Source organism: Granulosicoccus antarcticus IMCC3135, from assembly GCF_002215215.1.
GTDB lineage: Bacteria > Pseudomonadota > Gammaproteobacteria > Granulosicoccales > Granulosicoccaceae > Granulosicoccus > Granulosicoccus antarcticus.
In genome coordinates, this window is sequence record NZ_CP018632.1 from 5,117,186 (window position 1) to 5,129,398 (window position 12,213).

Consider the following 12,213-nt stretch of genomic DNA (forward strand, 5'->3'; position numbering starts at 1 on the left):
ATGAAGATCAAGACATCGTCCAGCCATCCGCCTTTAGCCTACGATAGGCATGATAAACCACAACACACGACAACAACTCGCTCAAAAAGATCGACATCGCAGCTCCCGTCGACGATAGCCAATAAATCAATGGAATCCCAACAACAACTGACACCACAAAAGCAGCAAGTGCAGCATTTACCTGAGAACTATAATCACCAACACTTATCAAAGGTATAAGCATGGAATTTTTCAATGCAAATACAGGGATTATCAAGATAAGTAGATTAAGAACGTGTATCTCACCAGCATAAGCAGCGCCCAGAAAAGTAACCGTGAAATAGCCCCCGGATAACAACAGTATCACCGAGGACAAGGTCGCCATTAGCGCCACAGACCAAACGAGCACCCCGTGAATTACCTCGAACGATTGTTTATCTGTCTTATCATATTTCGACATCATTGGGAAAACAACCATAGGAATAAAATGCAACAAACCACAAAGTGATACAACTGGCCTGAAAAAAGCGTTGAAAATACCTGCATCATAGGACCCGTAGATCGAAACCAAGGCGATCGAAGGGACCAAAAGGTACCCCATTCCGAATATTCCTGAAAGAAGAAACTTGATTGATGAGCGATACACCAGCAAGGCCTGGTTGGTACTGCATGTCATTCTGAGCAGCGGCAACAACCTTCCTTTCAAGATAATAAAAAGCACAAACGAATTCAGAAGGTAAGCAACCACGATAGCAATTGCAGCACGGAGCACATCACTTGAATCAGAAACGAATAAAAAAGATGAAAATACAACAGCAATTAACAGAAAATTCCCGACAGCTATATAGGCATAGCGCTGCAGCCCTCTGAACACCCACTCCGTGGTAAGCGACATCGCCAAAATATAAAAACTGAAGATCATGAACACATGTTTATATTCGTCAGAGAACGTTCCGAAAAACATGAGTGTATTAATAGAAAAAAAGAGCAACAAACCTACGAAAAATCTTACCGTTATTATTGGATTTACAATATCTGATAACTGTTCACTCGTTGCACGCGACACCTCCCGAGTTCCATGCACCGACGAACCGACCTCCAGCAACAAGGCAATATATACGGTTAAGGAGAAGGCGACTGAAAACACACCATAAGATGCCGGAAGCAAAGTTTTCGCAAAATATATATTAGCAAATAAAACACTCGCCTTGCCCAAAGCCTCCGCTAGAAAGGCCCAGACAAAATTCGAAGCAAACAATCGATACACAGCAATATTATATTTCATTTTCCATTACAGCTATTCAAACACTCTTTCCAGATACCATAATCAAGGTCTATCTCCCCATACCGAGTGCCTTACTACACCTTGAATACCAGTCGAAGATACATATTTTTAGATATTCACAGCGCACGAATATATAGAATTCAACTTTAATAATACGTCTTATTCTACAACAATATCAATGATTTCACTTCGACACTGCTGCATAGCTTTCAGGATGTAGATCAACAGTAAAACTTGCCAGGCCATACTAAGCAATTGGAACAACACACCAACGAGAGTATTTACGAAATAAAAAATCATATTTTTGTTCAGTGCAAACATTTCCAATCAACAAAAAAGCCGCCAACTGCCATGTGAACCTGGTAGTTAAAGATGCAACTCAAGATGGGAAATTCAGAAAACAAGGGTGCTCATGCACTGGCAATTTATCAATTAATAAAATACTCACAGATATCCATTCCTATCTGTTTCTTATCCGCGGATCACTTCTCAAATATAGAAACACTATCAAGATCCACGCAAAGCCGCCAAAGCCATTTATCGAGAACATGAATGCTTCGCCCATACCTAGAATAAAAATTGTCAAAATAAGCGATAACGCCCCCAGAGAACCATGCCTTGCAACTCTTGATATAATAAACCAGGCTAACAACATAAACGCAGTAACCCCAGCAATTCCAGACTCCTCCAGCAGACCAATATAGATATTAGTCTTTTCAACTGGAGCGCTAATCGGAATATTGAAATACGGATCATGGTAAACATCCATAAATGCAGGAATACTAGCCAGGCCAAAACCAATCCCGCCAACGGGGTGATTAAAAAAGTTGTTCAAGGAAATTCTCAATGCATCCGAACGAGTCTCAACAGAATCTACAATTTGCATCGCACCTTCCCGCCCACCTTTGATCATGAAGTCGAACACGGCGGAACCGAGATCAACCCCGTATACGAGAGTAACTACTGATAGAAACACGATTAATCCCAACATGACTATGGGTATTTTCTTGAAAACGCCCAATCTTGTACTTGCCTGGGTAAAAAATTTGTAGAAAACTGCAAAGAAAAACCCCAGAGCACAGGCCATGACACCTGTTCTTGACTCTGATAAAAACAAAGTGATGATCGCGGCAAGCAACATGAAAACGAGGAAGGCGGATATTCGCTTTTTTTCGATCAACTCACCGAACATGAAGGCTCCATAAACCGCTACGAACAAACCATACAACTGAGGCTGATTCAAGATTCCTTGAAACCCCCTTCCGTTCAAATAATATCCGACGTACAGCAAAGTCAACGGCAAACTGGATACGATAATAACCACGAAAACGGCGTTGAACCAAGCCCACCAATACTCATACCGATAGAACGAATCGACAAAACACATTATGATAGCCAGCACTCCCAGTAGAAATGTAAATATTTTAAACATTGATACATCCAGGGCGTAGCTATTGAACAAGGAGGTCACTATCAAGCTCGACACAAAAAGAAGCAACGACCCTATTAACAATTTTATGCATCTACTGTACTTCCTGAATGCAAAAGTACGAATACCGGAGATCAAGGCTCCCATCACAATCAACCATTTCAAGAAAACGAATGAGCCTGCTCCTGCGTAGAGTCCTGTGTTCAATGAAGAAACAACAGATACCAATACTAGAGACTCTATCGCCATTTTGGTCCCACATAAAGACCAAACAAACAGTGACAAGTACACAACTGCAAAACCAGGACTTCCTGCCAATGGTAGTGTTAAGGCAACAATAATTTTCGGATAAATAGTCAGATAAATATTTTTTCTCACCGATGATTCAAACCTAAAAATTCAGCTACGGAAAATCCCAAGATGTATAACGCATCGATATTTTCTTGCGTCATTACAACCTTCATTTCTTCAAGTGACGAGTACTCTATATATTATTTATATATTATTTTTTAAATGAATCGACTATCTGACGCGCAGCCACACCAGGTGTAAACAATTTCATGAAAAGTGCACGACAACGCATTTGCGTTTCATTAGTTCCATCACTGCGACCTGCTAAATCGGTAGCCAAACACACCAGATTTTCAACAGAACCGTCCTCACTAACAAGGCCAACTTCCTCATGCCGAATCAACTCTGCAAGATCGTTTCCCGCGTTGATACTGGCCAACACCGGCAGACCACTCTGCAAATAGGTTAAAAATTTTCCGGGAATATTGTGGGACTTATGCCTGGGATCAAGTACGACCAATCCAAAATGACATTGCGCATATAGACCAGGTATCTCACTCGGGTGAATTTCGTCACGAAAAATAACGTTGTGCAATCCTCGCTCATGGGCATCAAGCTTCAACCGGCAGACTTCGCTACCTCGGCCGACAAATAGAAAACCTATATCCACACGTGATTTCAGACGCTCAGCCACATCCAGCAGTATATCCATACCTTGTGCAACTCCCATATTGCCGGTATAGACAAACACTCTGCGTCCCGCTATTGGCGTCTCTTCCAGTGATATTGAACATTTCTTGACGGGCCCGTCGGCTAGCCAATTCTGCAACACCTCCAATTTTCGCCCCTGCCTCCCAGCCCATTTGTGGAAATACCGAAGATTACCTTCTGACTGGACTCCTATCGAATCTGCAACGCTGTACTGATATCGTGCGACGGCATCAAAAAAATAAAATGGTGGGTTTCGTCCCATTAACTCCAAATCTACCGCCCAGTTGGGGAAAATATCTCGAATAATCAGATAGCTTTTGCACCCACTTGCTCGTTTAAGCCTACTTACTAATGGCCCATGAAATATGGAAGGCGAATACCACACTATTCCATCCCACTGCTGATGAGCAATGGGCGATTTACGCAAGTTCATCCACATGGAGAAAGGCATAAAAAATTCGTTGATTGAACGCTTCAAATAGCTGATATCCTTGGTCTTGGGCGCGTGTAATCGTACGACCTGTATACCCTCGTCGCATTCCACCTGCCAAGGGCTGCTTAAATCTGCAGATGGCAAGATAATCGTTAACGAATGCCCTTGCTTTACGATCTCTCGAGAGAGATCGTAAAGCTGTACGGCTCCCGACGTCCGTAATGGAGGAAAGGTATCGGCGATCAGCAATAGGCGCATGAACAGCTCACTTTGACCAAACTGTACGATTTACATAGTCAACATAACTCATGACTATTCGGACAATTTTCATGGATACTTGCCCAGCATCATAGTCTGGGACTGTTCTAGCAATACGGTTGGCTTTGTTGTGCTGCGCAATTGTGACGCGTACAGCCTCCAGTACCTGTTCTTTCTTCAGGCCGCTCATAATAAGAGTACCAACATCCATCCCCTCCGGTCGTTCATGTGCATTGCGCAGTGTGACTGCCGGTAAATTGAGCAATGAAGCCTCTTCTGTAATTGTTCCGCTATCAGATATCACGCACAACGCTTCTTGTTGTAGCCGCACATAATCACAGAATCCAAATGGCTTCAGGAATTGAATATTCGGATCTTGTAGTTCGAGTTTGAGATCCTCCAACCGGGCTTTCGTACGTGGATGCGTCGATATGATGACAGGACATTGGTAGGTCGATGAAAGTGCACCAATGGTTTCCACAAGATCTGTAAGGTTGCTGCGCGAGTCAACATTTTCCTCACGATGTGCACTGACAATAAAGAACTTACCCGATTCGAGCTGCATCCGTTGCAACACACTTGACTCCCGGATTTTGGGCATATAGTGATCCAGCACCTCTGGCATGTGAGAACCTGTCTTGATAATGGTCTCTGGCCTGATACCTTCTGCGATGAGATAACGACGGGCATGCTCCGTCAACACCAGATTTATATCACTCAGATGATCCAGAACCTTGCGGTTCAATTCCTCTGGGACGCGCTGGTCGAAACAGCGATTTCCGGCTTCCATGTGAAATACCGGTACTTTTCGTCGTTTGGCGGATATCACAGCCAGGCAGGAATTTGTATCACCGTAGAGCAATACCGCATCAGGCTGCTCACCACTTATAACTCCATCTGACTTCTCGATGACCCTGGCAATCGTCTGCGCGGCATTGCCACCTTGGGCTTCCAGAAAATAATCAGGCTTTCTGATACCCAAATCATCGAAGAAGACCTGATTCAGCTCATAGTCATAGTTCTGTCCGGTATGCACCAACACATGTTGGGTGTATTCATCCAGAGCTGCTATGACACGGCTCATTTTGATGAGCTCTGGTCGTGTCCCGACGATGGTCATTACCTTAAGCATGTAGCCGATCCTTGATGTAATCCAGGCTCAACAAAAGCTGTTTGGTTTTTTCGACATCTAATCGCACCGTGTTTTGTGATGTGTAATCCTCAGCTGTCGTTATTGTCTCCTCCCCATCACTGAAATACTTTGCGTAATTCAGATCACGATTATCAGCCGGTATCCGGTAATACTTGCCCAGATCAATGGCACGCGCCATCTCCTCTCGTGAGATAAGTGATTCGTGGAGTTTCTCACCATGTCGTGTGCCGATGATTTGTAGCGGATTTTCATGTCCAAACAATTCATTCAGCGCCTGTGCCAAGTCTGCGACAGTTGATGCTGGTGACTTTTGTACAAAAATGTCCCCCTGCAAGCCATGCTGGTAGGCGTACATGACCAGATCCACTGAATCTTCGAGTGACATCAGGAAGCGAGTCATATTCAAATCCGTGACGGTAATCGCCTTGCCTGATTCAATTTGCGAAACAAACAGGGGTATCACAGAACCGCGGGAAGCCATCACATTCCCGTAGCGAGTTGCACAAAAGATTGTCTCCCCATCTTGCTGCATTCGTGACTTGGCAATGACGAGCCGCTCAGCCATCGCCTTCGATATACCCATGGCGTTAATAGGATACACAGCCTTGTCAGTGCTCAATACCACGACCTTCTGGACTCCGTTGGCCGCTGCCGCAAGCATGACGTTTTCCGTCCCCATGATGTTGGTCTGTACGGCCTCCATCGGATAGAACTCGCACGATGGCACTTGCTTCAAAGCTGCCGCATGAAACACATAGTCAACTCCCTTCATTGCTTGATCAAGGCTATCTCGACTTCGAACATCACCGATATAGAACCGTATCTTGGGATTGTTCAATAGAATCCGCATCTCTTCTTGCTTCTTCTCGTCACGACTGAAAACTCGAATTTCTCGCACATCCGTTGACAAAAAGTGGCTCAGGACTGCATGGCCGAACGAGCCAGTCCCACCGGTAATCATCAAACACTTGTCTTCAAACACAATGCACCTCAAATAGCACAATTCATCAGGAATAATTGTCAACCGAACTGCTGCATGCTGCTCACAAGTTCCGGCCAAGATGATGGCGTATACCCCACCGACTTTCTGAACAAGGACGAGTCTAATGATCTATTGATCACTAACGTGTTGTCGGGGACGATATTTATTTCTTTCTGGTAGACGCGTGCCAATAACATCAACAAATCGAACTTGTTGATGGGCTCTGCTGATACGTGATAGAGACCCTGTAGTTGCGGATTAGGGATGACATAATCCCGAATAACACGTCCAACCTCCAGCGTTGGAAGACCGGAGAATATTGCACTTTGATAACCCTTGACCTCACCGTTTTGCGCCAGGAACCATGAGACAAGGCTTCGCGCCTCCTGAAGCTCTTGCCCAATAATAGAGGTTCTTAACGTAACCGCATGCGGGTAGTCGACCTCACCCAAAAACTTGGTCCGGCCGTACATATCTGTCGCATCGGGAAAATCGCCCTCAGTGTACATGCCTCGAGTACCCGAGAAAACGCAATCAGTGCTTATATGAATCAAACGCGCACCAGCTACTGCACACAGCCTGGCTAATCGGTGCGGCAGTATCGAATTGATTGGAAGTGCCAGTAGTGGGTCTGCAGCCTCTGCTTTTTGTTTCACGAGGCCGATACAATTGATCACTATTTGCGGATTAGTCTGACTGAACAAACCAGCCAGACTGTCGAAGTTCTCAACATCAATACAAGCAACGAGGCGCCTCTTGACTGATTGCGGTAGCAAGCCAGCAGCAGAGTGGGAGCGTACACTACCAAACACCAGGTAGCCCGAGCTTTGTTCGAACAATCGTAGCACCGCATTGCCCAACATGCCGCTCGCTCCGAGAACCAGAACCCTTATCCTTGTATCAATCACAATCCGTTTCTTCTGTATGAAAAATCAATTCATATCTTGGGCCTATTGTCAATAAGCAACATTTCCCAAAAATTTCCAGCCGTCCGCATCTGCGACACGGGCCTCATTATGCCAAGAAAACGCTCAACGGCACGCGCAATTGACATCGCAGAGGCAGGATCAAAGGTTTCTGCAGGAGTGCATACATCCCGGACATAATCCAATTCCGACGCGACAATCGGAAGACCAAGATTCGTAGCTTCAACGAGTGGCAGGCCCAAAGATTCGGACAATGAGGGATAGATCAATGCTCGGGCATCATTGTATAGGCTTATCAAATCAGATGGCTGTACGTAGCCAAGATCACGAACGTTGAGCCCTTCTTTTCGAGCTAGAGCTTCAATTTCACAACGCAGCGACTGGTCGCGATCGGAAAGGGTGAGCGCCAGAGTTGGCCTGACTCCAGAATCCGCCAGTATTTTCCAGGCACTCAGAAGCTTTCGATGGTTCTTGTGCGCTTCGCCATCAGCAACGTAGATGAAATCCCAGGCTGGACTCCGACTACTTATCGCAGAGGTGCTTTCCTGGTAACCAATGAACGGAAACACCACTACATCAGGAAGCTTCTGAGCTCCCCCATTACGTGAATACCATTTTTCTACCGCCCTTGACATGGAAGGGGTTTGTACGATAAACCTCTCAACCCTTGACTTCAACTTGTCCAGGATCAGTCGCTCCAAGGTCAGCCTGCAGCGAGTCCATGTTTTAAACTCTTTCAATCGCGACTGATCTATGTAGAGTCTGTTCTGTAGAAAAACATAGCTTTTGGCACTGTTGGGTAGTAATGGTGGTAATCCGTGAAAGCAAAATACAATCTTTGTATATTTTGCAACTTTGCGTAATTTGTACTCTGCATAAATGCGCGATACAGGGCTCGTTTTGACCCAGTGGACTGTGCAATTGGCGGGCATTGTCAATTCATTTCTTGCCCTGCAATCCAGAAATGCTGCGAAGCACCCATCTTCAGGAAAACTACCAATCAAGGCATTCAGCAAAACCAAGCCACCGCCTGAATGCACGTTTGGAGCAAATAACACAACATCAAACGTACTCATAACCAACTATTCCTGAACCATTACTAGTGCTGCACTTGTTTGAGCTGCATAATTTCACTGATAAAACTACCCACAAACTTTACAAGTCAATATGAACTTATTTCGCGAACGGCAACAACAACCCTGCTTGTGTGCTGTTCACCCCCTCCAGCGCCCCTACCCAAAAACCCTGCCAAGGGCTGAAACTGTCACCAACGCTTACTTCATCGTATAACTGAGTCTGAGAATTGTAGTTATAGAATACATCAAAAATCAACGACTTATCATAAGCCTCAGTCAATGAGCATCCAGAGTCATCTGCACAGATTCCACCCTCAGATTGTGCCCGCAACTCATCAAACTGGAGCTCCTCGCCATAGCTGAACGGGTTTCCCACCATATTCCAGGTGATTTCGGCATCAGCATTGCCGGAAAGCTCAATCTCATAACAGCCGTGTGAGTCAGCGCAAGCCGTGCTTGTCACCGGATGTAAATCATTGATTGAACGCGGCAGATCCAAAGTGACAACATTTCCAGAAATTTGCGTGATCCAGAAACCCTGTCCCGGCTCAAGTCGTCCGGATGCAGTTATATCGGTATAAGCATTGGGTACAAGAGGATCATGGGTGTATACGATCCAGCTGGCGCCGTATTCGCCGGGTATGTCGTCGCCAAAAACATCATCCACCGTAAGATCCGGGGGCATTGGACACGGCAGGCTCAACATCTCCCACACATTGTCTGCCAGAACGAACTCTGTCGGGGTGCTCATATAGTCAGGGATTGAGTCACGAGCATGCACGAACACATCCAATTGACTATTTGTGTCGTTAGCTACCAGGGAAGCACTGCCACTGGTAAAAACAATCTCGCCTCCGTCATCAGAGATATCTTCAACCCCCGTCCTCATGACTCTCCCTTCAGATTCGGTCCGCCCGAAGTCTAGCTGCCTGGTCTCGCCAGTCAGACGATCATGAACATACCCCATACTGCCAAACACCACAAAACGACCATCGCCACTGACTTCTGGGTCATTACCCGGGAAAGTCTGTCCATCACAGGTAGATGTATTAACAGGAGAACTCGACTGACCTAGTTCGGTCACAGTGCGTAACTCCTCACCTGCATAACTGCCTGTAAACGCAATGACGGAACCATTGGCACTAATATTAAAAGGATAACCACTCGCAGCACCAGCGCCTCCGCTCACGGGCTGTCCGTCTGTACCGACACTTGCAATTTGCGCCGTCAGCGTTGCAATATCATAGACAAATACATCGTAACCAGCAGCCCCTCCCTGCCCGCTGATGTTGTTGAAACCCGAATAAGCTATCTTGCGCTCCCATCACCACTGATTGTCGGCCAACGTGGATTGGTTCCACCACCGCCTAATGCAACCAATACCGGATTGGTGCTTATGGCCACAAGCTCACCAGAAGAGACAACAAACAGATACACAATTCCTGAGGACATAAAAACAATCTGATTGCCATCGTCTGACACATCAGGTGCATCACCAGACAGCTGACCTGAAGGCAAATCACCAGCAACCAATACTGACCCGTATTGTTTCGTCAGCCATGCCATGGCTGGCAAACATGGAGCCGCTCAGGATTAATCCGCCAATCAAGGTCTTTGGAAATGAATTCAATGATCTGGTTCTCGGTTTTTACCCAGATCAGGAATGCACCGCCGACAGTTGCTGCACCTCGGAGCCTTCAACCGATGATGATTCGTCAGTTGCCTTCAGTTGCTGATCAGTGTGATACACGATATCGAACAAACGCTCCCGTACAAGTTCTGGCTTTGCCCCTACCAGAACACTACGCAGTCGCACCAACTGCGGTTCCAGCTTGTCCCATGAAAGATGCTGCTCGTCGGCACTCATGACTTTTTCTACTGAGGTTCGCTGACACGAATCGTCAATGAATAGCTCTTCGTACATCTTTTCGCCCGGCCGCAAACCCGTAATTTTTATCGTGATATCGGGGCGCATGCCCCCTGCTTGCTCGACCCGCTGACAGTGCAGTTTGATCATGGTTTCTGCCAGTTGCGCGATCTTGATAGGCTCGCCCATATCAAGAACAAAGACATCGCCACCCTTTGAGATAGCACTGGCCTGTATCACCAGTTGTGATGCTTCGGGTATCGTCATGAAGTACCGTGTTATATCGGGGTGCGTCAGCGTGATGGGGCCTCCTGCAGCGATTTGCCGACGAAACTTGGGGACAACCGAGCCATTAGATGCCAGCACATTGCCGAATCGAACCATGGAAATGATGGTGCTTCCAGAATTTCGCGCCTTGGCTTGCAGCACCATCTCTGCTACACGCTTGGTGGCTCCCATGGCATTGGTTGGCCGTACGGCCTTATCTGTGGATATCAGAACAAACCGACCGACGCCTGCAGAAATGGCTGCATCGAGTACATTGAGCGTGCCAAACACATTGACTTCAGCGCCCTGCTCGGGGAAGCGTTCGATAATGGGCACGTGTTTGTAGGCTGCCGCATGATAGACAGTATCGAAATGCGTTTCGGTGAAGATTTGCTTGATGCGGGCACGATCAGCCACCGAGCACAGAATGGTATCGAATTCTATGGCTGCCAAGTCACTAGTGTTGGCAAGAAGCTGCAGCATTTCTTCACCAATGTGGTAAAGGTTCGCCTCGCTATTGTCCAGTACAACCAGGCGTCGAGGCATCTGCATGATGATCTGGCGGCAGATCTCAGAGCCGATTGAACCGCCCCCTCCTGTGACCAGTATTGATTTTCCAGCAATGGCTGATTGCAACAAGCGGGGATCTGGTAGCGCCTCATTTCGCCCAAGAATGTCAGTAACAGAGACCTCACGAATCTCACTGATGGCGGACCGACCGGACAGCAACTCCACAGAACTGGGAGATGTCTTGAAAGGAATACCCACGGCGTCCAGCCGATCGTAGATATTCGAATAGTGCTCTGAGTCCAGACTGGGAATGGCGATGATGACCTGACTGACCTCCAGCCTCAAGAGCTGGGACTGCAGATTCTTGACCCGTCCATTCAAAACCCGGCGGCCCATGATGGTTGAACCAACTACTGCGTTATCGTCGTCAATGAAACAAACGGGGCGATACTCCTCACCGTTTTTGAGAATACTGGCAAGCTTGATACCCGCAGCACCTGCACCGAAGATCGCCACCGTGGCTCCTTTGCGATGCGAGCTGAAAAAAGCCTTCCAAAGCATTCTATAGCCACAACACAGCATGCCCAGAACCAAGCCATATATGATGAAGATTGAGCGGGGATGGCTGCTTTCTGGTGGAATAAGGTAGAGGAGAAGCAACAGAATAAACGCAGAACAGACCGCGCCTTTCACCACTTGATAAAACAGACCCAATGTCGATGAGCGAACAATCCAGCGGTATATGCCAAGACCCATAAACACAAGCACTGTCAGCGGTAGTAGCAGTAAAAACTGATAGGAAAAGTGAACTACATTCAGCTCTCCAACACGCAAAGCATAAGCAGCCGACAAAGAGACTATGACCATGCACGCGTCAATAGACATGCCGATGATCTGCTTACGCCCTCTTCCGGTAGCCGACAGGTTTTTTGCCATACCCTTGACAAAGGACGGCACAAGGCTGAACTGACCAGACTGTTGCTGCATACCAAATTCTCTGTTTGCGTCCCGCACTACCAAGTGCGTTGAAAACTGAATACCATCGC

General features: G+C 46.7%; 10 protein-coding genes. All 10 read right to left on the minus strand.

Annotated features, from left to right (window positions below; genetic code table 11):
• Nucleotides 1–7: 7 nt before the first annotated feature.
• Nucleotides 8–1,264 carry an oligosaccharide flippase family protein gene (locus IMCC3135_RS22200; RefSeq protein ID WP_088919588.1) on the minus strand — a complete coding sequence of 419 codons (1,257 nt, stop codon included), beginning with the start codon at nucleotides 1,262–1,264 and terminating at the stop codon, nucleotides 8–10.
• Nucleotides 1,265–1,724: 460 nt separating this feature from the next.
• Nucleotides 1,725–3,071, minus strand: coding sequence for an O-antigen ligase family protein (locus IMCC3135_RS22205; RefSeq protein ID WP_088919589.1), 1,347 nt, complete (start codon nucleotides 3,069–3,071; stop codon nucleotides 1,725–1,727).
• A 124-nt stretch (nucleotides 3,072–3,195) separates the two neighbouring features.
• Nucleotides 3,196–4,386 (minus strand): glycosyltransferase family 4 protein, encoded by a 1,191-nt coding sequence (locus IMCC3135_RS22210; protein ID WP_088919590.1) that lies wholly within the window; start codon nucleotides 4,384–4,386, stop codon nucleotides 3,196–3,198.
• 7 nt (nucleotides 4,387–4,393) lie between these two features.
• Nucleotides 4,394–5,470 carry a non-hydrolyzing UDP-N-acetylglucosamine 2-epimerase gene (gene wecB, locus IMCC3135_RS22215; protein ID WP_236994635.1) on the minus strand — a complete coding sequence of 359 codons (1,077 nt, stop codon included), beginning with the start codon at nucleotides 5,468–5,470 and terminating at the stop codon, nucleotides 4,394–4,396.
• Nucleotides 5,471–5,510: 40 nt separating this feature from the next.
• Nucleotides 5,511–6,521: a polysaccharide biosynthesis protein gene (locus tag IMCC3135_RS22220; protein ID WP_088919592.1), complete on the minus strand. Its 1,011-nt coding sequence runs from the start codon at nucleotides 6,519–6,521 to the stop codon at nucleotides 5,511–5,513.
• A 38-nt stretch (nucleotides 6,522–6,559) separates the two neighbouring features.
• Nucleotides 6,560–7,429, minus strand: a complete 870-nt coding sequence (locus tag IMCC3135_RS22225) for a dTDP-4-dehydrorhamnose reductase family protein (RefSeq protein ID WP_236994636.1) — start codon at nucleotides 7,427–7,429, stop codon at nucleotides 6,560–6,562.
• A gap of 29 nt (nucleotides 7,430–7,458) precedes the next feature.
• Nucleotides 7,459–8,523: a glycosyltransferase gene (locus IMCC3135_RS22230; protein ID WP_088919593.1), complete on the minus strand. Its 1,065-nt coding sequence runs from the start codon at nucleotides 8,521–8,523 to the stop codon at nucleotides 7,459–7,461.
• 97 nt (nucleotides 8,524–8,620) lie between these two features.
• Nucleotides 8,621–9,712 (minus strand): hypothetical protein, encoded by a 1,092-nt coding sequence (locus IMCC3135_RS22235; RefSeq protein ID WP_088919594.1) that lies wholly within the window; start codon nucleotides 9,710–9,712, stop codon nucleotides 8,621–8,623.
• Between the two features lie 119 nt (nucleotides 9,713–9,831).
• Nucleotides 9,832–10,089, minus strand: a complete 258-nt coding sequence (locus tag IMCC3135_RS22240) for a hypothetical protein (protein WP_088919595.1) — start codon at nucleotides 10,087–10,089, stop codon at nucleotides 9,832–9,834.
• Nucleotides 10,090–10,180: 91 nt separating this feature from the next.
• Nucleotides 10,181–12,154: a polysaccharide biosynthesis protein gene (locus IMCC3135_RS22245; RefSeq protein ID WP_157736192.1), complete on the minus strand. Its 1,974-nt coding sequence runs from the start codon at nucleotides 12,152–12,154 to the stop codon at nucleotides 10,181–10,183.
• Nucleotides 12,155–12,213: the final 59 nt, after the last annotated feature.

Bases quoted from the DNA above. Each gene is read 5' to 3' on its own strand.
- IMCC3135_RS22200 (WP_088919588.1), bottom strand. From the start codon at position 1,264: ATGAAATATAATATTGCTGTGTATCGATTGTTTGCTTCGAATTTTGTC.
- IMCC3135_RS22210 (WP_088919590.1), bottom strand. From the start codon at position 4,386: ATGCGCCTATTGCTGATCGCCGATACCTTTCCTCCATTACGGACGTCG.
- wecB (WP_236994635.1), bottom strand. From the start codon at position 5,470: ATGAGCCGTGTCATAGCAGCTCTGGATGAATACACCCAACATGTGTTG.
- IMCC3135_RS22230 (WP_088919593.1), bottom strand. From the start codon at position 8,523: ATGAGTACGTTTGATGTTGTGTTATTTGCTCCAAACGTGCATTCAGGC.
- IMCC3135_RS22240 (WP_088919595.1), bottom strand. From the start codon at position 10,089: ATGGCATGGCTGACGAAACAATACGGGTCAGTATTGGTTGCTGGTGAT.
- IMCC3135_RS22245 (WP_157736192.1), bottom strand. From the start codon at position 12,154: ATGCAGCAACAGTCTGGTCAGTTCAGCCTTGTGCCGTCCTTTGTCAAG.